At 36.8% G+C, this 25,144-nt stretch carries 24 protein-coding genes and 3 other annotated features (1 of these 27 running past the window's edge); of the genes, 20 read left to right on the forward strand and 4 right to left on the reverse strand.

Features of this window, described 5'->3' with window-relative positions; genetic code table 11:
* Positions 1 to 360: 360 nt before the first annotated feature.
* The 16 genes from polA (at position 361) to CN288_RS11885 (ending at position 17,387) form a co-directional block, all read left to right on the forward strand.
* The gene (gene polA / locus CN288_RS11805; protein WP_098302309.1) at positions 361 to 2,994 is read left to right on the forward strand and encodes a DNA polymerase I; all 2,634 of its coding nucleotides are present in this window, start codon (positions 361 to 363) and stop codon (positions 2,992 to 2,994) included.
* 12 nt (positions 2,995 to 3,006) lie between these two features.
* Positions 3,007 to 3,837 carry a DNA-formamidopyrimidine glycosylase gene (gene mutM / locus CN288_RS11810; protein WP_026593625.1) on the forward strand — a complete coding sequence of 277 codons (831 nt, stop codon included), beginning with the start codon at positions 3,007 to 3,009 and terminating at the stop codon, positions 3,835 to 3,837.
* 83 nt (positions 3,838 to 3,920) lie between these two features.
* Positions 3,921 to 4,553, forward strand: coding sequence for a sporulation membrane protein YtaF (gene ytaF / locus CN288_RS11815; protein WP_090687837.1), 633 nt, complete (start codon positions 3,921 to 3,923; stop codon positions 4,551 to 4,553).
* 51 nt (positions 4,554 to 4,604) lie between these two features.
* Positions 4,605 to 5,207 carry a dephospho-CoA kinase gene (coaE, locus tag CN288_RS11820; protein WP_090687834.1) on the forward strand — a complete coding sequence of 201 codons (603 nt, stop codon included), beginning with the start codon at positions 4,605 to 4,607 and terminating at the stop codon, positions 5,205 to 5,207.
* A gap of 109 nt (positions 5,208 to 5,316) precedes the next feature.
* Positions 5,317 to 6,345, forward strand: coding sequence for a glyceraldehyde-3-phosphate dehydrogenase (locus tag CN288_RS11825; RefSeq protein ID WP_026593622.1), 1,029 nt, complete (start codon positions 5,317 to 5,319; stop codon positions 6,343 to 6,345).
* A 387-nt stretch (positions 6,346 to 6,732) separates the two neighbouring features.
* Positions 6,733 to 7,116, forward strand: a complete 384-nt coding sequence (gene speD / locus CN288_RS11835) for an adenosylmethionine decarboxylase (protein ID WP_006096185.1) — start codon at positions 6,733 to 6,735, stop codon at positions 7,114 to 7,116.
* Between the two features lie 306 nt (positions 7,117 to 7,422).
* The gene (gene nrdR, locus CN288_RS11840; RefSeq protein WP_012095725.1) at positions 7,423 to 7,884 is read left to right on the forward strand and encodes a transcriptional regulator NrdR; all 462 of its coding nucleotides are present in this window, start codon (positions 7,423 to 7,425) and stop codon (positions 7,882 to 7,884) included.
* Positions 7,885 to 7,998: 114 nt separating this feature from the next.
* Positions 7,999 to 9,405: a replication initiation and membrane attachment family protein gene (locus CN288_RS11845; RefSeq protein ID WP_026593621.1), complete on the forward strand. Its 1,407-nt coding sequence runs from the start codon at positions 7,999 to 8,001 to the stop codon at positions 9,403 to 9,405.
* A 33-nt stretch (positions 9,406 to 9,438) separates the two neighbouring features.
* Entirely contained in the window at positions 9,439 to 10,374 is a 936-nt protein-coding gene (gene dnaI, locus CN288_RS11850) for a primosomal protein DnaI (protein WP_026593620.1), read from the forward strand.
* Between the two features lie 234 nt (positions 10,375 to 10,608).
* Positions 10,609 to 11,490: a putative sporulation protein YtxC gene (gene ytxC / locus CN288_RS11855; protein WP_026593619.1), complete on the forward strand. Its 882-nt coding sequence runs from the start codon at positions 10,609 to 10,611 to the stop codon at positions 11,488 to 11,490.
* A gap of 31 nt (positions 11,491 to 11,521) precedes the next feature.
* Positions 11,522 to 11,749: a binding site (T-box leader), on the forward strand.
* A gap of 47 nt (positions 11,750 to 11,796) precedes the next feature.
* Complete coding sequence (gene thrS / locus CN288_RS11860; protein ID WP_026593618.1) at positions 11,797 to 13,728, forward strand: threonine--tRNA ligase; 1,932 nt, start codon at positions 11,797 to 11,799, stop codon at positions 13,726 to 13,728.
* A 205-nt stretch (positions 13,729 to 13,933) separates the two neighbouring features.
* Positions 13,934 to 14,055, forward strand: a sequence feature (ribosomal protein L20 leader region).
* A 61-nt stretch (positions 14,056 to 14,116) separates the two neighbouring features.
* Entirely contained in the window at positions 14,117 to 14,620 is a 504-nt protein-coding gene (gene infC / locus CN288_RS11865) for a translation initiation factor IF-3 (RefSeq protein WP_000973214.1), read from the forward strand.
* A 21-nt stretch (positions 14,621 to 14,641) separates the two neighbouring features.
* On the forward strand, positions 14,642 to 14,842 hold the full coding sequence (gene rpmI / locus CN288_RS11870; RefSeq protein ID WP_012095718.1) for a 50S ribosomal protein L35: 201 nt from the start codon (positions 14,642 to 14,644) through the stop codon (positions 14,840 to 14,842).
* Between the two features lie 38 nt (positions 14,843 to 14,880).
* Positions 14,881 to 15,237 (forward strand): 50S ribosomal protein L20, encoded by a 357-nt coding sequence (gene rplT, locus CN288_RS11875; RefSeq protein WP_017153952.1) that lies wholly within the window; start codon positions 14,881 to 14,883, stop codon positions 15,235 to 15,237.
* 502 nt (positions 15,238 to 15,739) lie between these two features.
* Positions 15,740 to 16,231, forward strand: a complete 492-nt coding sequence (locus CN288_RS11880; RefSeq protein WP_026593616.1) for a dUTP diphosphatase — start codon at positions 15,740 to 15,742, stop codon at positions 16,229 to 16,231.
* A 70-nt stretch (positions 16,232 to 16,301) separates the two neighbouring features.
* The gene (locus CN288_RS11885) at positions 16,302 to 17,387 is read left to right on the forward strand and encodes a M42 family metallopeptidase (protein ID WP_026593615.1); all 1,086 of its coding nucleotides are present in this window, start codon (positions 16,302 to 16,304) and stop codon (positions 17,385 to 17,387) included.
* A 30-nt stretch (positions 17,388 to 17,417) separates the two neighbouring features.
* Here the strand turns inward: CN288_RS11885 and CN288_RS11890 are convergent, their stop codons facing one another.
* On the reverse strand, positions 17,418 to 18,041 hold the full coding sequence (locus CN288_RS11890; protein WP_026593614.1) for a TetR/AcrR family transcriptional regulator: 624 nt from the start codon (positions 18,039 to 18,041) through the stop codon (positions 17,418 to 17,420).
* A gap of 296 nt (positions 18,042 to 18,337) precedes the next feature.
* Here CN288_RS11890 and CN288_RS11895 point away from each other — a divergent pair, with 296 nt between their 5' ends.
* From CN288_RS11895 to CN288_RS11905, 3 genes are all read left to right on the forward strand, one after another.
* Positions 18,338 to 18,991 (forward strand): HlyD family secretion protein, encoded by a 654-nt coding sequence (locus CN288_RS11895; RefSeq protein WP_026593613.1) that lies wholly within the window; start codon positions 18,338 to 18,340, stop codon positions 18,989 to 18,991.
* A 14-nt stretch (positions 18,992 to 19,005) separates the two neighbouring features.
* Complete coding sequence (locus CN288_RS11900; protein WP_026593612.1) at positions 19,006 to 20,760, forward strand: DHA2 family efflux MFS transporter permease subunit; 1,755 nt, start codon at positions 19,006 to 19,008, stop codon at positions 20,758 to 20,760.
* A gap of 278 nt (positions 20,761 to 21,038) precedes the next feature.
* Positions 21,039 to 21,890, forward strand: a complete 852-nt coding sequence (locus CN288_RS11905) for an AraC family transcriptional regulator (protein WP_026593611.1) — start codon at positions 21,039 to 21,041, stop codon at positions 21,888 to 21,890.
* A 281-nt stretch (positions 21,891 to 22,171) separates the two neighbouring features.
* Here CN288_RS11905 and CN288_RS11910 read toward each other — a convergent pair whose 3' ends face one another.
* The 3 genes from CN288_RS11910 to sspI all read right to left on the reverse strand — a co-directional run bounded on the left by CN288_RS11910 (position 22,172) and on the right by sspI (position 24,088).
* Entirely contained in the window at positions 22,172 to 22,885 is a 714-nt protein-coding gene (locus CN288_RS11910; protein WP_098302310.1) for a CPBP family intramembrane glutamic endopeptidase, read from the reverse strand.
* Positions 22,886 to 23,130: 245 nt separating this feature from the next.
* A complete protein-coding gene (locus CN288_RS11915) occupies positions 23,131 to 23,703 on the reverse strand; it encodes an HD domain-containing protein (protein WP_026593609.1) in 573 nt (190 codons plus the stop codon).
* A gap of 175 nt (positions 23,704 to 23,878) precedes the next feature.
* The gene (gene sspI, locus CN288_RS11920; protein ID WP_017153966.1) at positions 23,879 to 24,088 is read right to left on the reverse strand and encodes a small acid-soluble spore protein SspI; all 210 of its coding nucleotides are present in this window, start codon (positions 24,086 to 24,088) and stop codon (positions 23,879 to 23,881) included.
* A 114-nt stretch (positions 24,089 to 24,202) separates the two neighbouring features.
* On the opposite strand from sspI, the gene CN288_RS11925 reads away from it, so the two are divergent.
* Complete coding sequence (locus CN288_RS11925; protein ID WP_026593608.1) at positions 24,203 to 24,967, forward strand: TrmH family RNA methyltransferase; 765 nt, start codon at positions 24,203 to 24,205, stop codon at positions 24,965 to 24,967.
* A 62-nt stretch (positions 24,968 to 25,029) separates the two neighbouring features.
* Positions 25,030 to 25,144 (forward strand) — a binding site (T-box leader); it runs 114 nt beyond the window's last position.

Here is a 25,144-nt window from a genome sequence, read left to right on the forward strand (position 1 = left end):
TGGACATTTACATTATATTAACAATAGCTTCATTAAACATTAATAAAGTCCTGTTAATATAATAGATGAAAACCCCTTCATCCAAGGAGTAATTTTGGACGAGAATAGGTGCTCTATTCTCGTCACTTCCCTTTTTGTGAAATTGCTTTATGTAACTTTTGTCAAAGTGTTATACGAATAGGATACGGAGATTTCATTCATGAGATATTGTGAAAACATCTCCATTGTATATTAAATATATGTAGTAGGAAGAACCGTTGTTTTTCTTCTCTCTGTTAGTCGTGTTAATATAGAGAGAAGGAAAAGACGGTTTTTTCTATATAAAAACTCGTTGAAAATTTGTATGAGGAGGTTTTCGATTTGGAAAAAAAGGTTGTATTAGTCGATGGAAATAATATCGCGTATCGTGCTTTCTTTGCACTGCCGCTTTTAAATAATGACAAAGGTATACATACGAACGCAATTTATGGTTTTACGATGATGTTAATGAGAATATTAGAAGAGGAAAAACCAACGCATATGCTTGTTGCGTTTGATGCGGGGAAAACAACATTTCGCCACAAAACATTTAGTGAATATAAAGGAGGGCGTCAAAAAACGCCGCCTGAATTGTCAGAGCAATTCCCATTTATTCGTGAGCTACTAGACGCGTTTCATGTGCCACGTTATGAGTTAGAGAACTATGAAGCAGATGACATTATGGGTACACTGGCAAAAGAAGCGAGTGAACAAGGTGCCCACGTAAAAGTTATTTCTGGAGATAAAGATTTACTGCAGCTTGTTTCTGATAACACGCTTGTATGTATTCCGCGTAAAGGAATTACAGAAGTAGATGAATATACGAAAGAAGCTTTATTTGAAAAATATAGTTTATCACCACAGCAAATTATCGATATGAAGGGTCTCATGGGAGATCAATCTGATAATATTCCAGGTGTGCCAGGTGTTGGTGAGAAGACGGCAATTAAATTGTTAACGCAATTTGAAACAGTAGAAGCCGTATATGAGAACATAGACAAAGTAAGCGGAAAGAAACTAAAAGAAAAATTAGAAGCAAATAAAGAGCAAGCGCTCATGAGTAAAGAACTTGCGACGATTATTACGGATGCTCCGATTACAGTACATGTGGATGATATCGAATATAAAGGATATGAAGCGAGTGACGTCATTCCGATGTTCGAGAATTTAGGCTTTACTTCCTTATTAAATAAGCTTGGTGCGTCTTCTGAAGAAACGGCGCCAGCTGAATTAGATGATATTTTGTTTGATATTGTAGAAGAAGTAACAGAAGAGATGCTACAGCAAGATAGTGCGATTATTGTGGAAGTACAAGAAGATAATTACCATAGAGCCGACATTCAAGGGTTTGGTATTCAAAATGAAAATGGTTGCTATTTCATTCCGAGTGATATTGCGCTCAAATCTGAAGCTTTTATGAAGTGGCTTGCAGATGATGAAATGAAAAAGTATACGTTTGATGCGAAACGTGCCATTGTTGCACTTAAGTGGAAAGGTGTAGAAATTAGAGGGGTCGATTTTGACTTGCTAATTGCCGCTTATTTACTTGATCCAGCTGATACAGATAAAGATTTCCGTGCCGTAGCGAAAATGAAAGAAACACATGCTGTTCAATCTGATGAAGAGGTATATGGAAAAGGTGCAAAACGTACGGTTCCTGAGCAAGAGGTAGTGGCAGAACACGTAGCTCGAAAAGTACATGTACTATACGATGTGCACAAAACATTTGTAGAAGAACTACAGAACAATGAACAATATGAACTGTTTACGGAGCTAGAAATGCCGCTTGCCCGTGTGTTAGCTGAAATGGAAGTAAAAGGCGTCAAGGTTGATACAGAGCGCTTACGTAATATGGGAGTTGAGCTTGCTGGAAGGCTTAAGGAAATGGAACGAGAAATTTATGAGCTTGCTGGAACAGAGTTTAACATTAACTCACCGAAGCAGCTCGGCGTAGTTTTATTTGAAAACTTAAATTTACCGGTTATTAAAAAGACAAAAACAGGATATTCTACATCGGCTGATGTATTGGACAAATTAATGGGGCATCATGAAATTATCCCTAATATCTTACATTATCGTCAATTAGGGAAATTGAATTCTACCTACATTGAAGGATTATTAAAGGTAGTTCATGAAGATTCTTCTAAAATTCATACCCGTTTTAACCAAGTACTGACGCAAACGGGCCGACTAAGCTCTACAGAACCAAATTTACAAAATATCCCGATTCGCTTAGAGGAAGGAAGAAAGATTCGCCAAGCATTCATTCCTTCAAAAGAAGGATGGGTTATGTATGCAGCCGATTATTCACAAATTGAACTGCGTGTCTTGGCGCATATTGCAAACGACAAAGGGTTAGTGGAAGCGTTCCAGCATGATATGGATATTCATACGAAAACAGCAATGGACGTATTTGGCGTTGGAAAAGATGAAGTAACATCGAATATGAGACGTCAGGCAAAAGCTGTTAACTTTGGAATTGTATATGGTATTAGCGATTATGGACTTTCGCAAAACTTAGGAATTACACGAAAAGCGGCAGGGGAATTTATTGAAAAGTATTTTGCGAGTTTCCCTGGAGTAAAAGAATATATGGATGAGATTGTACAAGAAGCAAAGCAAAAAGGGTATGTTTCTACATTATTAAATCGCCGTCGTTATATTCCAGAAATTACGAGTCGCAATTTTAATTTACGCGGCTTTGCTGAGCGTACTGCGATGAATACTCCAATTCAAGGTAGTGCAGCTGATATTATAAAAAAAGCGATGATTATTATGGCAGACCGCCTAGAAGAAGAAGGTTTACAAGCGCGTCTTCTTCTTCAAGTACACGATGAATTAATTTTTGAAGTGCCAAAAGAAGAAGTAGAAAAGTTAGAGAAGCTTGTACCTGAAGTAATGGAGCATGCAATTGAACTTGCAGTTCCGCTAAAAGTTGATTACTCTTACGGTCCAACTTGGTATGACGCAAAATAAGGAAGTGATTGAATGCCTGAATTACCAGAGGTTGAAAATGTTAGAAGGACACTTGAAAACCTTGTAACGGGAAAAATAATTAAAGATGTGATTGTAACATATCCAAAATTAGTAAAGCGACCAGATGACGCTGAGCTCTTTAAAGAAATGTTACGCGGTGAAACGATTGAACGGATTGAACGAAGAGGTAAGTTTTTACTTCTTTATGTAACAAAGTACGTTATTGTTTCACACTTGCGTATGGAGGGGAAATATTTACTTCATAAAGAGGACGAACCAATTGATAAACATACGCACGTGCGTTTTCAGTTTACAGATGGTACAGAGTTACACTATAAAGATGTGAGAAAGTTTGGTACGATGCACCTCTTTAAAAAAGGTGAAGAATTCGACAAAATGCCACTTGCTGATTTAGGGCCTGAGCCATTTGACGCTGAACTGACACCAGGATATTTGCAGGAGAGATTGAAAAAGACAAACCGCAAAATAAAAGTTGTACTATTAGATCAACGTCTTTTAGTTGGGCTTGGGAATATATATGTAGATGAAGTTTTATTCCGTTCCGGGATTCACCCAGAACGAGAAGCTTCATCTTTAACGAAAGCCGAAATAGAAAAAATTCATGAGGCAACTGTCGCAACATTAGCGGAGGCTGTTGAGCGCGGAGGAAGTACAATCAGAACGTATATCAATTCGCAAGGACAAATCGGCTCGTTCCAAGAGCTTCTAAATGTGTATGGAAGAAAAGGTGAACCATGCGTAACGTGTGGGAGTGTGATTGAAAAGACAGTGGTTGGTGGACGAGGAACGCATTATTGCCCTATGTGCCAGCCAAAAAGCTAAGAAAGATATTGTTTTCTAATAACATCGGATAGGTATTTGTCATATACATACAGCAAAGCTATGTATAGGGAAGGAGCTTACCGATGTATCATTATTTCTCTCTTGTTTTATTAGCTTTTACATTAAGTTTAGACAGCTGTAGTGTAGGGCTTACGTATGGTTTGCGGAGCGTGAGGATTCCGTTAAAATCGATACTTATCATTGGAATGTGTTCAGCGGCTGTCATGCTTGTTTCGATGGGAATTGGACATATGATTGCTAAGGTGTTTTCTCCAGTGATTGCAACGCGCATTGGCGGAATCGTTTTAGTGGCTATTGGTGCATGGGTGTTGTATCAGTTTTTTCGGAGTGAGAAAAAAGACGAACCGCAGCAAGAAGAGAAAGTTTGGAAGTTAGAAATTGCTTCGCTTGGATTAGTCATTCAAATTTTACGGAAGCCGACTGTTGCCGATTTTGATAAATCAGGCACAATTTCTGGTGGAGAAGCCTTGCTTTTGGGGATCGCTCTTTCAGTAGACTCGTTTGGAGCAGGAATTGGTGCATCCTTACTGGGATATACGCCTGCTATGATGGCGGTGTTAGTTGCCGTTATGAGCTCTCTGTTTTTATTTATTGGAATGAGGCTAGGAACGGTTTTATCGAATATGCGATGGTTACAAAAATTTACGTTTCTACCTGGGATTTTACTTATTATTATTGGAATTTGGAAAATGTAAGTGGGAGCGTGGAACATAAGTTTCACGCTTCTATTTGTAAGGAGGAGAATGATGACAATTGTAATTGGATTAACAGGAGGCATTGCAAGTGGGAAAAGCACTGTTTCGCAAATGTTTCGTGAGTTAAACATTCCTGTTATAGATGCGGATATTATTGCTAGGGAAGTTGTAGAACAAGGTAAAGAAGCATATAAAGAAATTGTAGAGGTATTTGGTGAAGAAATACTGCAAGCAAATGGGGAGCTAGATCGTCAAAAGCTTGGAAGTATTGTATTTCATAATGAAGAAAAACGATTGCATTTAAACAAAATCGTTCATCCTGCTGTTCGGAAAGAAATGAATGCTCAGAAGGATATGTACATAAAGGAAGGCGTGCAAGCGGTTGTACTAGATATTCCACTTTTATTTGAAAGTAAGCTAACGAGTCTTGTTGATCAAATTTTAGTTGTAGCTGTATCACCTAGTACGCAGTTAGAGCGTTTAATGAAGCGGAATGGTTTTATAGAAGAGGAAGCGAAAGCACGCATTCATTCACAAATGTCTTTAGCAGAGAAAGTAACATTAGCTAATAAAGTTATTTATAATGATGGCACAATTGCCGAGACAAAAGCACAATTACAGCTCATTTTAAAAGAGTGGAACATCATTAATTAAAAAAATGTAAAATTAGTGAAAATGCTTAGTGACATATCTCCTTTTTGTGTTATACTATTATTGGGATTAGAGATAAATAGTATAACGCATTCAAGGGGGATAACATATTATGATTCGTGTGGCAATTAATGGATTTGGACGTATTGGGAGAATGGTATTTCGTCAAGCAATAAAAGAAAGCGCATTCGAAATTGTAGCAATCAACGCAAGCTATCCATCAGAAACATTAGCGCATTTAATCAAGTATGATACAGTTCATGGCAAGTTTGACGGAACAGTAGAAGCATTTGAAGATCATTTATTAGTGGATGGGAAAATGATTCGCCTTCTAAACAACCGCGATCCAAAAGAATTGCCTTGGAAAGACTTAGGTGTTGAAGTTGTAATCGAAGCAACGGGTAAATTTAATGCAAAAGAAAAAGCGATTCTTCACGTAGAAGCTGGGGCGAAGAAGGTTATTTTAACGGCACCTGGTAAAAATGAAGATATAACAGTTGTAGTTGGTGTAAACGAAGAACAATTAGATATTACAAAACATACTGTTATTTCAAATGCATCTTGTACAACAAACTGTTTAGCGCCTGTTGTTAAGGTGTTAGATGAACAGTTCGGAATTGAAAACGGTTTAATGACAACTGTTCACGCTTATACAAATGACCAAAAAAATATTGATAACCCACATAAAGATTTACGAAGAGCACGTGCTTGTGGACAGTCTATTATTCCTACAACAACAGGTGCTGCGAAAGCATTAGCGAAAGTTCTTCCGCACTTAAATGGAAAACTTCACGGAATGGCACTTCGCGTTCCAACACCAAACGTGTCTCTTGTTGATTTAGTAGTAGATGTAAAACGTGATGTAACAGTTGAAGAAATTAATGAAGCGTTTAAAACTGTTGCAAACGGTGCGCTGAAAGGAATTGTAGAGTTCAGCGAAGAACCTCTTGTTTCTATTGATTTTAATACAAATACACATTCTGCTATCATTGATGGCCTATCTACAATGGTAATGGGAGAGCGTAAAGTTAAAGTGCTTGCTTGGTATGATAACGAGTGGGGTTACTCTCGCCGTGTTGTAGATCTTGTGAAGTTAGTTGTCACTGAACTAGCAAAACAAGAAAATGTACAACACATTTAATGATAGAAAAGGAGGCAAGCGATTGCTTGTCTTCTTTTTTTGTACTTTTTTTGAAAAGGAAAAATATTATTCAAGTATATCTTTGTGAATGGTACATATGAAAAAACATTGTGATTGCTGTATTTGTGAATTAAATATTCTTTTTGGGAAAAAGTAAAGAAGAGAATATGACAAAAAAACGAAAAAACTGTTGTTGCAAAATGAAAATAAACAAAGTATACTAACACTCGTAAACTTAAGAGCTGAGGTACGTAGTCACTACTTAAAGGGTTAGGACCTCTCTGGACTAACTTTCCCCCGTGGTAGTGGAGCAAGCCAAATTGCAAATTAGTTTTCAATTCGAACAGTTAGATTAAATTTACAAGGGGGAACTGTAGAATGGATACTATGGACACGATGGGCCGTCACGTAATCGCTGAACTTTGGGATTGCGATTTTGACAAGCTTAATGATATGCCGTTTATTGAACAATTATTTGTGGATGCAGCACTAAGAGCAGGTGCTGAAGTACGTGAGGTTGCTTTTCATAAGTTTGCACCGCAGGGTGTAAGTGGAGTGGTAATCATTTCGGAATCACACTTAACAATTCATAGCTTTCCAGAGCACGGTTATGCAAGTATTGATGTTTATACTTGTGGGGATCGTATTGATCCAAATGTTGCTGCAGAGTATATTGCAGAAGGTTTAAATGCGAAAACGCGAGAGAGCATCGAGCTTCCTCGAGGCACAGGTAGCTTCGAAATTAAGCATAGAGAAACAAAAGCTCTTTAAAAAAAAACATAATTGATTTAAAATGTAAAGAGGTGTATAATGCACCTCTTTTTTTAGTTTATATAAGGTGGAATTTCTGTTAGTAAGAGAACCATACCAATTAAATTTTTATGAGGAAACGAATCTCCTGTCTAATTATGTTGTTTTTAATGGATTTTGAGTTGGGAGTATTACTACCCATGAAAGTAGGGTAAGTGTGAAGTTGAAGTGGTAAGCATAGATAAATAGGTTATATAATGTTGTATATATTTTCACGTGTAAGTAAAGTAAGAAAAATAAAGATTAAATTGCAAGGGAGTGAATGAGTTGCGTTGTCCATCCTGTTTTCATAATGGTACAAGAGTATTGGATTCACGTCCGGTAGATGAGGGGCGCTCCATTCGAAGAAGAAGAGAGTGTGAAAGTTGTTTAAATCGATTTACGACATTTGAACGAGTAGAAGAACCACCTCTTATTGTTGTAAAAAAAGAGGGAACAAGAGAAGAGTTTAATAAAGAAAAGATTTTGCGTGGATTAATTAAAGCGTGTGAAAAAAGACCTGTATCATTAAAACAATTAGAAGAAGTAACGCAAAATGTAGAGCGTGAACTTCGAAATTTAGGAATATCAGAAGTGAAAAGCGATATGATCGGCGAAATCGTCATGGAAGCACTTCGAGATATTGATGATGTTGCTTATGTACGATTTGCTTCTGTATATCGTCAATTTAAAGATTTAAATGTATTTATTGAAGAATTAAAAGATATACTGCAAAAAGAACGAGAATAAAGTGGAACTTGGAGCCTACAAATAGTGGGGGAAAGAGCTAGAAGCGTAAGCTATTAGCTCTTTTTCACTAAGGAGTTATATACGTAGAATGGGCGAAAGAAAGGAATTGCAAGGATGGAAAAACAGTCATGGATGGAGCTATTGCCAATTGATCGTTATAAAGTAAGTGCAAAAGGGTTGCTGCATAGTTACGATCGCAAGGTATTAACGATGTTATATCAACCATTAGTAGGTAGCAAGGCTTTTAGCCTATACATGACGATGTGGGGAGAGTTAGAGCAGGATCGTGTATTTGGAAAAGAGAATACACATCACTCTCTTATGGTAACGATGCAAATGCAGCTTCCAGAAGTGTATGAAGAACGGGTGAAATTAGAAGCGATTGGGCTTTTAAACGTATATATAAAAAAAGAAAAAGATATTCGAATGTTTATATACGAGCTTCAGTCGCCGTTATCACCAAAACAATTTTTTGATGATATTGTCCTGAGCATCTTCTTGTATAATCGATTGAGTCGTGCAAAATATAATCAAGTTAAGCAATATTTCTTAGAAGAAGAGTTTGATTTTACTTCTTATGAAAATGTTACGCATTCCTTTAATGATGTATTTGGGTCTTTTAATCCAGGTCAATTTGAACATGCACAAGAGGAACTTCGAATTCCGAGTAACGCAGTTATGCCTGGCAATGCGAAAGGAACGGCTCCTAATCTTTGGAACGATTTCTTTGATTTTTCTTTATTTGTGGAAGGGTTATCGACTCTTGTGCCGCGAAAAGCGATTACGGATCAAGTGCGGGAATGTGTGGTTACACTTTCCTATGTGTATGGTGTGGATGTGCTATCGATGCAAAACATTGTGCTTGGAGCAATGACAGAACTGCAAACGATTGATATGGAAAGGCTTCGCAAAGGAGCGCGTGATTGGTATCAATTCGAAAATGGTCAAGCGCTTCCAGTGTTAAGTGAACGAGTGCAGCCTCATTCTTCACGTACGATGAAAGAGAAAGAGCCGTCTACCCAAGAAGAGATGCTCATTAAACAGCTGGAAGAGATTCCACCAAAACAATTGTTAAAAGAAATCTCAGGCGGTGCAGAAGCGACAAAAGCAGATTTGCAAATTGTAGAAGAAGTAATGATGAATCAAAAATTAACGCCAGGTGTTGTCAATGTACTGATTTATTATGTAATGCTGCGTTCAGATATGAAGCTTTCCAAAACATATGTTGAGAAAATCGCAGGGCATTGGGCACGAAAAAAGGTCGGTACCGTATCAGAAGCAATGGCATTGGCGAAAGAAGAGAATCGCCAATATCAAGAGTGGGCTGAGACGAAGAAGAAGGGCCGTACATCGAAAAAAACAGTACGGAAAGAAATGGTGCCAGATTGGCTGAAAGAACAAGCGAAGGAACAACCAAAAGAACAGTCTAAAGATCTTGCAAATGTGCCGGAAAAACCGAGCAAGTTAGAAGAAGAAAGAAAGAGATTGGAAGAAGAGTTAAAAAAATATAAGCGTGATTAATAGAGGAGAATGAACGCTCTTTGAGGTGAAAGAATGGAGCATATTCAAAATTCATTTGCAAAGTTAATGCAAAATGAAAATTTTAAAAATAGATATGAAGTGTTAAAAGCAGAAGTTATGGCTCATCCGCGTATAAAAGAGTTTGTAGAAGAACATAAAGGTGAAGTCACGACTTCCATGATAGAGCGAAGTCTTGTGAAGCTATATGAATACATTGGACAAAGCGTTGGATGCGCAGATTGCCCAAACTTAGAATCCTGTAAAAATATGATTCAAGGGTATGAACCGAAATTGATTATTCAAGGTAAGATGATTGATATTCAATATGATCGCTGCGTAAGAAAAGTGGCTTATGATGAGAGGAAGAAACAAGAGAAGCTCATTCAAAGTGTATATATGCCGAAGGATATATTGCAGGCGTCTATGTCTTCTCTCGATTTATCTGATGGAAATCGCTTTGAAGCAATTCGTGCTGCGAATGAATTTTTAAGTGAGTATGAGCCAGGGAAGAAAGTACAGGCATTGTACTTCTATGGACCGTTTGGTGTTGGGAAAACATTTGTTTTGGGAGCAATTGCTAATGAGTTGGCTCAGAGGAAGGTCAGTTCAATGATTGTATATTTGCCTGAATTTTTACGTGAAATAAAAAGTTCGCTGCAAAATAATACGATTAGCGAAAAAATTGACGCAGTAAAATATGTGCCGGTATTAATGTTAGATGATATTGGAGCAGAAGCGATGTCAAGCTTTGTCCGTGATGATGTACTAGGTGCCATTTTACAATTCCGTATGCTTGAAAACTTACCAACGTTCTTTACGTCTAATTTTGATTTTAAACAGTTAGAACATCATTTAACGTATACACAGCGCGGAGAAGCAGAAGAAATGAAGGCGGCTCGGATTATGGAGCGCATTAAATATTTAGCGAAGCCGGTTCCGATTGGCGGGAAAAACCGTCGTCATACGTAAAGAGCGAGCATAATGCTTGCTCTTTTTATTTATCTATACGTTTGAAAATTCATACGAGCTTGTATCATTTTTTTTCTACTCCCTTAATATATATAAAATTAGCAAGGATTATAGGATGAAGCTTTCATCAGTATGGAGAAGTTATTTCTACATAGAGCCCAGCTTACACGAACTGAACTCTTATGGGGCTTGAGAGAAAGCAACTCTGTAAGCGGGATAAAAGGGGGGGCAAGAGTGATTGAAATTTGTTTCGAAGAAAAAAATGATGCTGCGCACGTATATCAACAACTGATAAAGAGAACGGAAAAGCTATATAAAGAAACGAGTGTTTATTTATATGAACAAAAGGTAACAATTCATATTCCAATATGCGAATCGAATTATATTGAGAAAGTTTTAATACCAGTACTCCTTTATTTTATTGTTAATATAAAACAAAATGAATGGATTCGTGCCATTTTAAAAGAAAAGTTTTTTTACGAAGAACAAGAAGAATGCCATCAAATTTTACATATGGCACATGCTATTTTAAATGGAAAACGAAAAGGGCTTGCTTCGGATTTAACACGTAATCAAATTGAAGATCGTATTATGTCTTCTTTAAAAGGGTGGATCTGTGACCCGCTTTCGTTTTCTTTTTCATCTTATATTCGTTTTCGTCTCCGCGCATATAGGGAGATGATTCATCGACTTGCGGAAGTAGCGATTGATGAATATAAAATGGAACAAGAATATCAAATGTTTGTAGAAATGCTACGGCAACAGGTGAGTAGCCGTAAATCACGGTTATCTTGCATACATCTTGTATTTGATGAAAGCTTTATTTTTTATGATGAAAAAGGAATACGTTTAAAGCAGGAGAAATTGGTTCAATATATAGATGAGGAGTTACTAACTAAGCAGAGTGTATATATTGACACGAAGGTAATTGCACCGCTTCTTTCTATTGCACCGAAAACGATTTATTTGTATACGAAAGAGCAAGATCACAATATGATCGTTACCCTTCAAAATGTATTTCAAGAACGAGTTCAATTATGTGCACTACATGAATTTGAGCGCAACGTGAAAAATTTAAAAAATAAGGGGAACGCCCTTGATTTTCTAAGTTTTTGAGCATATAATTACCTACATAAATGAAATATATTGAAATGTCACGATGAGGACAAGAGTAATTTGCTACGATTCTCAGAGAGGGAAGCCTTAGGGTGTGAGCTTCCTAGTACGAGTTTATTACTTACCACCTCTAAACTTTAGCAGTGAACGTTTTTCTAGTAATTGCTAACGGTCAACACCGTTATGTTGTACTTGAGCAATTAACAATTTGGTTAATTGAAACAAGGGTGGAACCACGAATTCAACACTCGTCCCTTTTTACGGGATGAGTGTTTTTTATTTTGAGAAAAAGAGGAGTGACCAGTGATGGCAGATGTAGTTAAAATTACTTTCCCTGATGGAGCTGTGAAGGAGTTTCCAAAAGGAACAACAACTGAAGAAATCGCAGCTTCTATTAGCCCAGGCTTAAAGAAAAAGGCTGTGGCTGGAAAATTAAATGATGAGATGATTGATCTTCGTACACCAATCGAAGAAGATGGTGCAGTTTCAATCATTACATTAGACTCTGAAGATGGCTTGTACATTTTACGTCATTCAACAGCTCATCTTTTAGCGCAAGCGTTAAAACGTTTATATAAAGATGTGAAACTTGGTATTGGTCCAGTAATTGAAAATGGCTTCTACTACGATATCGATATGGAAGAGGCAATTACAGTTGAGGACTTCCCAAAAATCGAAAAAGAAATGCAAAAAATTGTGAACGAGAACTTAGAAATCGTTCGTCATGAAGTACCACGTGCTGAAGCACTTCGCCGTTATGAGGAAATTGGAGATGAGCTAAAATTAGAATTAATTAACGATCTTCCTGAAGATGCTGTTATTTCAATCTATGAACAAGGTGAATTTTTCGACCTTTGCCGCGGTGTTCATCTTCCATCTACAGGGAAAATTAAAGTATTTAAATTGTTAAGCGTTGCGGGTGCTTACTGGCGCGGCGATAGCAATAATAAAATGCTACAACGTATTTACGGTACTGGATTCGTGAAAAAAGCAGAATTAGATGAGCATTTACGTATGCTTGAAGAAGCGAAAGAGCGTGACCACCGTAAATTAGGTAAAGAGTTAAAATTATTTACAAATAGCCAAAAAGTAGGACAAGGTTTACCACTTTGGTTACCAAAAGGTGCAACAATCCGTCGTATCATTGAGCGTTACATCGTTGATAAAGAAGCAAGCTTAGGATATGACCACGTATACACTCCAGTTCTAGGAAGCAGAGAGCTTTATGAAACTTCTGGTCACTGGAATCACTACCGTGATGGTATGTTCCCATCAATGGAAATGGACAATGAAGAATTAGTGCTTCGTCCAATGAACTGCCCTCACCATATGATGGTGTATAAAAATGATATTCACAGCTATCGTGAATTACCAATCCGTATTGCGGAGCTTGGAACAATGCATCGTTATGAAATGTCTGGAGCATTATCTGGATTGCAACGTGTACGTGGAATGACTTTAAATGATGCGCACATTTTCGTTCGCCCAGATCAAATTAAAGAAGAGTTAAAACGTGTTGTAAACCTAACTTTAGAGGTATACAAAGACTTCGGTTTAGAAAACTATTCATTCCGCTTATCTTATCGTGACCCAGAAGATACTAAAAAGTACTATGCTGACGATGAAATGTGGGAAAAAGCACAAGGTATGTTGAAAGAAGCGATGGATGAAATGGGTCTTGAGTACTATGAAGCTGAAGGTGAAGCGGCATTCTATGGTCCAAAGCTCGATGTTCAAGTTCGTACTGCACTTGGAAAAGACGAAACACTTTCAACTGTACAATTAGACTTCTTACTTCCAGAACGCTTTGAATTAACTTACGTTGGAGAAGATGGTAAACCTCATCGTCCAGTTGTTATTCACCGAGGTGTTGTATCAACTATGGAACGTTTCGTTGCCTTCTTAATTGAAGAGTACAAAGGTGCATTCCCAACATGGTTAGCGCCAGTTCAAGTACAAGTAATCCCAGTTTCTCCGCAAGTACATTTAGACTACGCGAAGAAAGTACAGGAAGACTTACAACGCGCTGGTATCCGTGTTGAAGTAGATACTCGTGAAGAGAAAATTGGTTACAAAATTCGTGAAGCACAAATGCAAAAAATTCCGTATATGCTTGTAGTAGGTGACAATGAAGTGGCTGAAAACGGCGTAAACGTACGTAAATACGGTGAACAAAAATCAGAAACAATTGCATTAGATGCATTTGTTGATATGATTAAAGTTGAAGGAAAACGCTAAGAAAGAGCCGCGGTATGCCGCGGCTTTCTTTTATGTTGCTAAGGATAAAAACTAGAAATAATAACCAAACAACACTTATCATAAAAAAGTATTGCATGTATTCGTGTTGTTTGTTACAATATTTCTTGTTGTTAGTAAAACGCGTCTTCTTGACAGACGTTATATCCTATGATAAACTCATCAAGGATAATAGAATATTGTTTTGTAGAACAAGTAGAAGCACCCGCTTCTCACCTGATTGACGCATATGCAGTTAGCAGGTAAATGTCTTTCTTACTTAAGATCGTACAAGTGTGGGTGTTCGTATGCCCACACTTTTTTGTTTGGGTTCTACGACTACAAACGTATTCTAAGAAAACCTTGGAGGTGGCTTACTATTAGCAAGGATATGATGATTAACGAGCAAATTCGTGCACGTGAAGTACGTTTAGTTGGTGCGAATGGTGATCAACTTGGCATCAAGTCTCGTAATGACGCTTTAGACTTAGCTGCAAATCTTAATCTTGATTTAGTATTGGTTGCTCCAAATGCGAAACCGCCAGTATGCCGCATTATGGACTACGGTAAATTCCGCTTTGAGCAACAAAAGAAAGAAAAAGAACAGCGCAAAAATCAAAAAGTAATTAGCATGAAAGAAGTTCGTTTAAGTCCAACAATTGATGAACACGACTTTAACACAAAACTTCGTAATGCTATCAAGTTTTTAGAGAAAGGCGACAAGGTTAAAGCGTCAATTCGCTTTAAAGGACGTGCCATTACTCATAAAGAAATCGGTCAACGTGTCTTAGATCGCTTCTCAGAAGCTTGTGCTGAAGTTAGTACAATTGAATCTAAGCCTAAAATGGAAGGACGTAGTATGTTCTTAGTTTTAGCACCGAAAAACGATAAGTAATAGATAGAGGAGGAAATACCTATGCCTAAACAAAAAACTCATCGCGGCGCTGCAAAGCGTTTCAAAAAAACTGGATCTGGTAAACTTAAGCGTGACCACGCTTATACTAGCCATTTATTCGCTAACAAATCTACAAAAGCTAAACGTAAACTACGTAAAGCTGGTCTAGTAAGCGCTGGTGACTACAAACGTATTCGTCAAATGCTTGACAACTTAAAATAAGTTCGGTTGATATATAGAACACACTAGGAGGTAATATTATGCCAAGAGTAAAAGGTGGTACAGTTACTCGTAAACGTCGTAAAAAAATGATTAAACTAGCGAAAGGTTACTACGGTTCTAAAAATACTTTATTCAAAGTTGCTAACCAACAAGTAATGAAGTCTTTATTATATGCGTTCCGTGACCGTCGTCAAAAGAAACGTGACTTCCGTAAATTATGGATCACTCGTATTAACGCAGCTGCTCGCATGAATGGTCTTTCTTATAGCCGTTTAATGCACGGTTTAAAACTTGCTGGTATCGAAGTTAACCGCAAGATGCTTGCTGACTTAGCTGTTCATGACGAAAAAGCTTTCGCTGAATTAGCAACAGTTGCAAAAAGCAACTTAAAATAATTGTTTAAAAACCTTAGAAGATTTTCTTCTAAGGTTTTTTTATTTTTAATCATTCCATAATTAGAATCGTTTTCTTTTCTTCTATTGTATTAATATGAATTTGTAAGAACTTTTTGTACCTATAACGAGAGGCGTTTACATGAAGGAAAGGAAAATTAACGGACGTGTTATGCTTAATATGAGAAAATCAGTATGAAAGTTGTAACAACATAGAAGAATATAGTAGAACATACAGTAAAAAAGTCAGAGGAGATTCCTCTGGCTTTTTTACTGTAGTTTTTATTATAAAGAAAGGAATCTTTCCTAGTGGAAATGACACTGTTATAATGGAAAGATGATATGGAAGTTTCATCATATGTAGATAATGTTTAGATGATTTAGGGACAAGCTATTTCATAAAGGGATAGGAAGCTAATTAGATAGTAAGGGGTAGGATTTTTTAGCTTACAATAAATATGAGATGAAACAACATTGTTTTATGCGATGTTGGAGGAGGAATAGAATGGACTTACTACAACTATTTAAATTACAAAAAGAATTAGATGATCGTATTGTAAAAGGGCATGACTTACAACCGAAGAAGCTATTAAAGGAAAAGATGTTAGCACTTCTTGTTGAAATTGGAGAACTTGCAAATGAAACACGTTGTTTTAAATATTGGAGCACCAAGCCAGCAGCTGAGCGTGAAGTTATACTTGAAGAATATGTAGATGGTTTGCACTTTATTTTATCGATTGGAATTGACTTAGGAATTGATAAAAACTTCTTGTTTTATAAATGTGCACAAACGAACAAAACACAAGTTGAAATTTTCTTAGACACATATGCAAAAGTGATTCGTTTTACGGACCAACCATCTATTACAAATTATATTGAACTATTTACAAGCTATCTTCGCCTTGGACAAGCTCTTGATTTTGGACAAGAAGAAATTGAAAAAGCATATTTAGATAAGAACGAAGTAAATCATCAGCGCCAAACACAAGGATATTGATTTGATTTTTGAATATTTCGATTTAATTATTGTATAATTAATTTATTGAAGAAAAAGGAGGGTATTGGTAATGACAAAATTAGACGCGACATTGACAATGTTAAAAGAATTAACAGATGCACGTGGGATCGCAGGGAATGAACGCGAACCACGTGAAGTAATGAAAAAGTATATCGAACCGTTTGCAGATGAACTTTCTACAGATAATTTAGGAAGTTTAGTTGCGAAAAAAGTTGGGGAAGAAAACGGTCCGAAAATTATGGTAGCTGGTCACTTAGATGAAGTTGGTTTCATGATTACGCAAATTGATGACAAAGGTTTCCTTCGTTTTCAAACAGTTGGTGGCTGGTGGTCACAAGTTATGCTTGCGCAGCGTGTAACAATCGTAACGCGTAAAGGTGATGTGACAGGTGTGATTGGTTCAAAACCACCGCACATTTTACCAGCGGAAGCTCGTAAAAAACCAGTTGAAATTAAAGATATGTTCATTGATATTGGTGCTTCTAGCAAAGAAGAAGCAATGGAATGGGGCGTACGACCAGGAGATCAAGTTGTACCATACTTTGAATTCCAAGTGATGAAAAATGAAAAGATGCTGCTTGCAAAAGCATGGGATAACCGCATTGGTTGTGCAATTGCAATTGATGTGTTAAAACAATTAAAAGATGAAAAGCATCCAAACGTTGTATACGGTGTTGGAACTGTTCAAGAAGAAGTAGGTCTTCGCGGTGCGAAAACATCTGCACATTATATTAAACCAGATATCGCATTTGCGGTAGATGTTGGTATTGCTGGTGATACACCAGGAGTAACAGAGAAAGAAGCGCAAAGTAAAATGGGTGACGGACCACAAATCATTTTATATGATGCATCAGTCATTGGACATACTGGGCTTCGCAATTTCGTAGTTGATGTGGCGGATGAATTAGACATTCCTTATCAATATGATTCTGTAGCTGGTGGCGGGACTGACGCAGGTGCAATTCATGTTTCAGTCAATGGTATTCCATCTATGGCAATTACGATTGCAACTCGTTATATTCATTCTCACGCAGCAATGTTACATCGTGATGATTATGAGAATGCAGTGAAGTTAATTGTAGAAGTTATCAAACGTCTTGATAAAGAGACTGTACATAATATTACATTTAACTAATAAAAAAAGCGAAGACATCTCTTCGCTTTTTTATATTTCAAAAGGTTTTTCTAATCCAGCGGCAGCGTGGGCTCCTAAAATAATTAACCTTGTTAGTTGCATTGCCATAAAGTGCGGCGAGTAAATCATACCTTTTTTTAGCCATGATATAATCATTCCAAGATGAGCTCCTGTTACATAACTAATCAGAATATCGCGTGGGATCATGAGTTCTTCATCATTTGGCTGTGAAATGGATAAGCTTAACGTTAAATGTGTTTGAATTGTTTTCATCATTTTATAAAAAAAGTTTCCTGCTGCTTTTTCACCAAGCATGACGTTATAAAAGGTAGCATTTTCAGCGATGTGCTCAAATAGGGCTAGAAAAGTTGGATGAGGGGAGTTAAATATAAGCTGAAAATCTTCCTTATTATGCCTTTTGGGCCTAATTATTTCGGTAAGCTTTACTAACATTTCCTCGATACTTTTATCTAATAAGTCATATTTGTCATGATAATGGCTATAAAAGGTAGCGCGATTGACAGGAGCACGTTCAGCAATATGCTGAACTGTTACATTTTCAAATCCTTTTTCGCCTACTAAAGCGACAAAAGCATCCTGTATTAATTGTCTCGTTCGTTTCACACGTGGATCGTTTGTATTTTTAATAGACATTTTATTTCTCCTTGCTGAATTTTAACCACTTAAACAACAAATAGATAGTGAAATGTTGGATAACCAACATATATGCTCAAATTGTCGGTTGTAGATTCAAAATAATTATTTATAATTATAAACGATATTCCTTTAGAAAACAGCACCGCAAGCATGCAAACAAAGGATTGTTTTGCATAGCGAAAGGTGTGCTTTTTTTGTTTAATTGTTAATATAATTAACAATTAAACAGTATAAACAAAAGGAGTAAAAATAGTTTAGGAAAAAATTATATTCGATATAAGGAGAGGAATGCAATGAATCAGTTTCGAAGAATGGTGATTATCAACATCATCACATTAATTGTATTAGTTGGCGGCGGTATTGGCGCTTATTACTATTACAACCAAGCGGAAAACTATTTAAAAACAGATAATGCAAAGATCGATGGCAAAGTAATCCCGATTGCATCGCCAGTAGCAGGTAAGTTAACAGAATGGAAAGCTGAAGTAGGTAAGAATTACAATGAAAACGATAAATTAGGTGCTGTTTCTGTAGCGGGTCCAAATGGTGAGCAAACGGTAGATGTAACAATTCCAAAAAATGCAACAGTTGTTCAATCAAATGCAACGACAAATGCGTTTGTTGGGGCAGGTAGTCCAATTGCCTATGCATACGATATGAATGATTTATGGGTAACAGCAAATATTGAGGAAACAGATATTGATGATGTGCAAAAAGGTCAAGAAGTGGATGTGTATGTAGACGCATATCCTGATACAACATTAACAGGAAAAGTAGAGCAAGTTGGATTAACAACAGCAAATACATTCTCTATGCTTCCATCAAGTAACGCAACAGCGAACTATACAAAAGTAACACAAGTTGTACCAGTTAAAGTTTCATTAGATCATAGCAAATCAGTTAATATTGTTCCTGGAATGAATGTGACAGTTCGTATTCATAAGTAAGGGGGGAAGATAAAATGTCCTCAGGTTTAATTGTAGGATATGCAGTATTTTGTATCATCGTCTTCTTCCTTGTAAATCGTCTTTTAAGAAAGAAAAAACCGAACGTGGGAGAAGAACAAGTCCCAGCCGTAAATAAGATAGAAACAAAGCAATTAGAGCAAGAACCTTCTAATGTAGTCGAATTAGAAGCATCGAAACAAGAAGCACCAAAGCAAGAAAGAGCGAAACAGCAAATGCCGATAGCAGATGTTAATGTAAAAGCAGTGGTAGCGGTATTAATTCTTGGTATGTTCGTGTCTATTTTAAATCAAACGATCATTAATGTTGCATTGCCTCCATTAATGAATGAGTTCAATGTATCAACTTCAACAGCTCAGTGGTTAATCACAGGATTTATGCTTGTGAACGGGATTTTAGTGCCAATTAGTGCATTTTTAGTTTCTCGGTTCACGTATCGCAAGCTATTTGTAGCAGCGATGTTGTTCTTTACGGTAGGATCTATCATTTGCGCTACATCTGGAAACTTCACAATGATGATGACCGGACGCGTAATCCAAGCAGTGGGTGCAGGGATTTTAATGCCAGTTGGTATGAACATTTTCATGACGCTATTCCCGCCTCATAAACGTGGAGCCGCGATGGGATTACTTGGAGTGGCAATGATTTTAGCACCAGCTATCGGACCAACTGTAACAGGTTGGGTGATTGAAAATTATAGCTGGAACTTAATGTTCTATGCGATGTTTGCCATTGGTTTAATCATTACATTCCTATCTTTAAAATTCTTTACATTAGCTCAGCCAGTTTCTAAAACGAAGCTAGATGTATTTGGTGTTATTAGTTCAAGTATCGGGCTGGGTAGCTTACTGTATGGATTCAGTGAAGCTGGAAATAACAGCTGGAGCAGTGCAGAAGTTGTTATTTCACTTATTATCGGTGTCATTGGTATAGTGGTATTTATTTGGAGAGAGATGACAACGGATAATAAGATGCTTGATTTACAAGTGTTTAAATATCCAACATTCACTTTCACATTATTAATTAATGCAATCGTAACGATGGCACTATTCGGAGGTATGTTATTACTTCCAGTCTACTTGCAAAACATTCGTGGCTTTACGCCAATCGAATCGGGTTTATTACTTCTTCCAGGATCATTAATTATGGGGATTATGGGACCAGTTGCAGGGAAGTTATTTGATAAATACGGCATTCGTCCCCTGGCGATTGTTGGATTAGCGATTACGACATTCGCGACATATGAATTTACAAAGTTATCGATGGATACACCATATAGCGTTATTATGATGGATTATATTATACGTTCAATTGGTATGTCATTCATTATGATGCCGATTATGACAGCGGGTATGAACGCACTGCCGATGAAATTAATTTCTCACGGTACAGCAACGCAAAATACATCAAGACAAGTAGCGGGTTCAATTGGTACAGCAATCTTAATTACAATTATGACGCAACAAACAACGAATCACGTTGCAGATTACGGAAATATGATAACAAAAACAAATCCAATTTTAGTTGATAAAGTACATGGAATGGGACAGAGCTTAGCATCCGTGGCTGGATCAGCACAAGCAGGAGATGCGATGAGCTCGCAACTATTATTTGGACAAATTTCGAAGTTGTCTGCGATTAACGGCATTAATGACGCTTTCTTAATCGCAACAATATTAGCGGGTATTGCCTGGGTGTTATCACTATTCTTACCATCAGGAAATAAACCAAATCGAAAAGCAGAGAATTAATTTTCTCTGCTTTTTTTCGTTGCATGGGCATGGACATATGCCCATCAATGTAAGAAAAATTAAATCCCCTATACGTATTAGCTGAAGAAATTACGTGTTCCCTAAAACGAAAAAATAAACTGAAAAATGGCTGTAAATCTATTGAAGTCAAATGATAAACTAAAAATATATTTTTACATACAAATTTTTAATAGAATGATCCGACTTAATTTAACTCTAAAAAATCGGGAAATATATTTCTGCTTCATCCACAATGTATTTGAAGGGAATGATGAAATTTGGATTGGTTAGACAGAATCAATAGGGCAATGAATTATATCGAACAAAATTTATCAAGTGAAATAAATGCTAAAGAAGTAGCAAAGTTGGCTTGCTGCTCTGAGTATCATTTTCCAAGGATGTTTTCATCTATAACAGGTTTAACTTTATCAGAATATATCAGGCGGAGACGTCTATCGCAGGCGGCATTTGAACTGCAAAATAACACAGTTGTTCGCATCATTGATCTTGCACTTAAGTATGGGTATGATTCTCCAGATGCTTTTAGTCGCGCTTTTAAGAGTCTTCATGGGGTCACTCCGACAGAGGCGCGTAGTAACGGGATCGAATTAAAGGCCTTTCCGAGAATTTCCTTTCAAATTACGATTAAAGGGGATGTAGAAATGGATTATAGAATTGAAGTGCTAGATTTTGAGATTGAGATCGTAGGAGTGAAACAAAAAGTCGTTACAAAGAATGCTTCCAATATAATTCCTACATTATGGGAAGAAGCGAATAAGAATGGATTACTGCAACGACTCGTAGACATGTCATGGGAAAATCCACAATGCAAATTAGAAGGGATTTTAGGTGTATGTGGAAAACAAGCCGCCATTACAGATGAAGAATTTGATTATTTTATGGGATGTCGTTATAAGGGGGAATTCACTGGCGATATGGAGAAAATAGTGATGCCGAAAAGTACATGGGTTGTTTTTCCAAATGTTGCTGCTGCTTGGGAGCGTCTATACACGGAATGGTTACCTACTTCAGGATACGAATTGGCAGACTTTCCTTGCATTGAAAATTATTTAGCACCTGATAGAGAGCCAAATAGTGAGCTTTGGGTTCCTATACTTAAGAATGAATAAATTTTAGGGATATGATGATTGAATTGCTTAATACCAGTTGTCTATTTTCTATTATTTTATAATTGATGCGTATATCATATATAGAGTAACGAAACCGTCCAATTTCTCAGCGTTTAAATTGAGAGATTGGGCTTTTTATCATGGCATTTCTTAACTCATGTAAATGCAGTGTAATACAAGAACAGGCAGAAAATAGATTGTCGAAAAGTGTTAAAAGATGAGGTGTTTGAACTTGTTGTAAAATAACAAAAGAGGTATCGCTGAGCAGCGATACCGTTTCTTTATAAAAGTGCCAGTGTATTGTTCATCATATGAAACAAAATAGCTGGAATGATTGAATTCGTCTTCTTACATAAAACAGCCATGAATAGTCCCATAATGAATGTAGTAACCATAACACCTAATGAATATGTATGGCCTATTCCAAAGAGGAAACTAGAGCCGATTGCAGCTACCCAAAATGGGAAACGCTGCTGAAAGAAATGAAGGATAATGCCGCGGCAGATGAGCTCTTCGAAAATGGGGATAAATACAGCACTTCCTAGCAGTAATAAGAGTTTATACTGTTTTAACACCTCCAAATTTAAAGCGGAGGATTGTTCCTTTGTTGCATCAGGAAATAGGTGCATAAGTATAAATGAATTAATAACAATACTTAGTCCAAAGAAAAGAAATAAGTATATATATGTACTAACCTTTTTGAGTGCTTTGAAGTTAATCGCTGGAACAATCAAGTTTCTTAGCGGTTCGTATTTGTAAATAAATAACAATAAAATTCCTAATAGTAATAATGAGTTTCCGGTATCTTGAATGGATGTGATTAAGGTGATTTGTTTTTGATCAGTAACCCCTTCGGAATAAATAAGAACTGGAAGGCCTATGAAAAGTTCGGATATGAGCCTTGTCCCATAGAAAGCAAACAAAAAAGACCCAATAAATTGTCCCCATGACATGGAGTATTGCTGATTGTACGTAAGCTGTGTTGTTGATTGCATATATCGAATCCTCTCTTTTATTTATATATATGATTATACACACATAATATAAAACTGTCATTTCTGAATATTACATATATATAAGTGTTGAGTTAAATATTAGTAAGAAATATATAAATTTTGATAGAAATAGATAATGAGAAAACGAATGAATAAGTGTAGGGTGTATGAGAAAGGAGATATAAAATAATAAAAAGAGGTATCGCCACGTAGTGATACCTCTTTTGTGAGTTCATTCACTTTGATTAACAAATGTGTTCACCTCTTTTATTTACAGTAATATGAGCAGAGGATGTCGATTGTTGAGTTTGTAATTCGCGATCTACCATTTTGTCTAATTGCTGAATTGCTTTCAATGCTTTTTCATAAGAAATTGTCCGGTAGTGATGCGCTCCGCCTGGCTCTTCATCTGCTTCGTCCGCCCACTTAATAATATTTTGTAGAGGTGTTCTTTCAATTGTTTGTTCTACTAGAAAAGAATCGGTATGCAGGAGAATAGCAACAGAAATTTCCTTTGCTTGCTTCGGGTGTTCCCCTAATCGGATTAATAATTTATGAGCTCTTTCTGCTCCTTTAATCGCATGTATATCATTCTTTTTATACAATTCATAGTCCCATTCTCCGCCTGTGTACCATGTATGATGTCCTATGTCATGAAGAAAACCAGCCTTTGTTGCCGCATCGACTGAGGCGTGGTGCTTTTTGGCTAAGTGAAACGCATGGTAAGCGACGGCAATCGCATGGACCATTCCAGAACGGTTTACGTATTTTTGTGTAATATGATGTTTGAAAATTTGTTCAAGCGTAATACGGTGCATAAAACATTCACTCCTTTTATCTATTGATGTATATAAAGAAAATCGATAGGTTTAAATGTATTTTGAACATTGTACTCCATCACGTTATGTTAGTAAAGTAGAAATGTTTAGGAGAGGAGAATTTATTGTGAACATAAAAGTCACCTTAGATGATGCTAAGGTGACTTCCTACTGCTTATTTTTTTAATCCTTGCTCAAGTGTTTCTAACATCTCATGTTTTCCATTTTCGTCAGCATTTTGCCAAATGACTTCAAATAAAACCCCAAGACCTGGAAGCATTTTTTCTTCACCACTTTGAATTGCTTCTACAATTGTCTCTTGTAACTCGCCTTGCGTATTTCCTGCAACGTTTGCTAATACGGCACCGCGTAGATTAAAGTTCATTCTTTTCACCTCTTCTTCTGAATTGAAACTGACGTTAGTTTTTGTTCTTTTTTATGTAAATATGTATGAAAAATAGGCTATAATGAGAAGACAAGAAGAGAGGGAATACATAGAATGAAAAACATTGATTCAGTACAAAATCCGCGTGTAAAGCAGTGGAAAAAGCTGCAGACGAAAAAAGAGCGCGATAAAAAAGGGTTATTCTTTGTAGAAGGATTCCACTTAGTGGAGGAAGCTTTAAAGGCAGGAATTATTACAGAACTTATTGTTTCAGATCAAACAGACCTTCCGAAAGATTGGACGGTTACTGACGTTGAAATGTATATTGTACCTGAAGCGATTGTAAAGGTACTTCGCGAGACAGAAACGACACAAGGTGTATTTGCGGTTTGTGAGAAGCATGAGAAAGAAGTAGATCTTACAGATGGGAAATTTCTATTATTAGATAGCTTGCAAGACCCAGGTAATTTAGGAACGATTATTCGTACAGCAGATGCAGCTGGTATTCATGCCGTTGTACTTGGAGAAGGCTGTGTGGATGCCTATAATAGTAAAGTGCTTCGTTCTACACAAGGTTCTATTTTCCATTTACCGATTGTAAAAGGAAACTTAGAAGAATGGATAGATAAGCTAAAAGAGAAGAATGTTCCTGTATACGGAACAGCTCTGGAAAATGGAGTTCCTTATGGAGAAGTGACACCGACAGGAAGTTTTGCATTAATTGTAGGAAACGAAGGAAATGGTGTACGCCAAGAAATTCTTACAAAATGTGATCAAAACTTGTATATTCCAATTTACGGCGGGGCAGAATCATTAAATGTTGCGGTTGCTGCGGGGATTTTAACGTATTATTTACAAAGCCCGGTTGCGAATCGATAAAAAACTTCTTATAATAAATTGAAGTACATGTTCATGATGAACATATAATAAAAGTAAAATAATGAAAAACGTTGATAGAGAAGAGTAGCTTGCAAAATCGCCATATAGGGAGAGAGTGCCGTAGACTGAAAGCATTCTTATGGTAGACGGAAGTGAATTCACCTCTGGAGTTGACGC

Origin of the sequence: Bacillus sp. AFS023182, assembly GCF_002560575.1 — a bacterium.
GTDB classification, from domain to species: domain Bacteria; phylum Bacillota; class Bacilli; order Bacillales; family Bacillaceae_G; genus Bacillus_A; species Bacillus_A arachidis.

Excerpts from the sequence above, each read along its gene's own strand:
- coaE (WP_090687834.1), top strand. The coding sequence starts at position 4,605 with ATGACAATTGTAATTGGATTAACAGGAGGCATTGCAAGTGGGAAAAGC.
- CN288_RS11900 (WP_026593612.1), top strand. The coding sequence starts at position 19,006 with ATGTCCTCAGGTTTAATTGTAGGATATGCAGTATTTTGTATCATCGTC.
- CN288_RS11880 (WP_026593616.1), top strand. The coding sequence starts at position 15,740 with ATGGACTTACTACAACTATTTAAATTACAAAAAGAATTAGATGATCGT.
- rplT (WP_017153952.1), top strand. The coding sequence starts at position 14,881 with ATGCCAAGAGTAAAAGGTGGTACAGTTACTCGTAAACGTCGTAAAAAA.
- dnaI (WP_026593620.1), top strand. The coding sequence starts at position 9,439 with ATGGAGCATATTCAAAATTCATTTGCAAAGTTAATGCAAAATGAAAAT.
- ytaF (WP_090687837.1), top strand. The coding sequence starts at position 3,921 with ATGTATCATTATTTCTCTCTTGTTTTATTAGCTTTTACATTAAGTTTA.
- rpmI (WP_012095718.1), top strand. The coding sequence starts at position 14,642 with ATGCCTAAACAAAAAACTCATCGCGGCGCTGCAAAGCGTTTCAAAAAA.
- thrS (WP_026593618.1), top strand. The coding sequence starts at position 11,797 with ATGGCAGATGTAGTTAAAATTACTTTCCCTGATGGAGCTGTGAAGGAG.
- sspI (WP_017153966.1), bottom strand. The coding sequence starts at position 24,088 with ATGAACTTTAATCTACGCGGTGCCGTATTAGCAAACGTTGCAGGAAAT.
- speD (WP_006096185.1), top strand. The coding sequence starts at position 6,733 with ATGGACACGATGGGCCGTCACGTAATCGCTGAACTTTGGGATTGCGAT.
- CN288_RS11895 (WP_026593613.1), top strand. The coding sequence starts at position 18,338 with ATGAATCAGTTTCGAAGAATGGTGATTATCAACATCATCACATTAATT.
- CN288_RS11890 (WP_026593614.1), bottom strand. The coding sequence starts at position 18,041 with ATGTCTATTAAAAATACAAACGATCCACGTGTGAAACGAACGAGACAA.
- CN288_RS11885 (WP_026593615.1), top strand. The coding sequence starts at position 16,302 with ATGACAAAATTAGACGCGACATTGACAATGTTAAAAGAATTAACAGAT.
- infC (WP_000973214.1), top strand. The coding sequence starts at position 14,117 with ATGATGATTAACGAGCAAATTCGTGCACGTGAAGTACGTTTAGTTGGT.
- CN288_RS11910 (WP_098302310.1), bottom strand. The coding sequence starts at position 22,885 with ATGCAATCAACAACACAGCTTACGTACAATCAGCAATACTCCATGTCA.
- CN288_RS11825 (WP_026593622.1), top strand. The coding sequence starts at position 5,317 with ATGATTCGTGTGGCAATTAATGGATTTGGACGTATTGGGAGAATGGTA.
- CN288_RS11925 (WP_026593608.1), top strand. The coding sequence starts at position 24,203 with ATGAAAAACATTGATTCAGTACAAAATCCGCGTGTAAAGCAGTGGAAA.
- CN288_RS11915 (WP_026593609.1), bottom strand. The coding sequence starts at position 23,703 with ATGCACCGTATTACGCTTGAACAAATTTTCAAACATCATATTACACAA.
- mutM (WP_026593625.1), top strand. The coding sequence starts at position 3,007 with ATGCCTGAATTACCAGAGGTTGAAAATGTTAGAAGGACACTTGAAAAC.
- CN288_RS11845 (WP_026593621.1), top strand. The coding sequence starts at position 7,999 with ATGGAAAAACAGTCATGGATGGAGCTATTGCCAATTGATCGTTATAAA.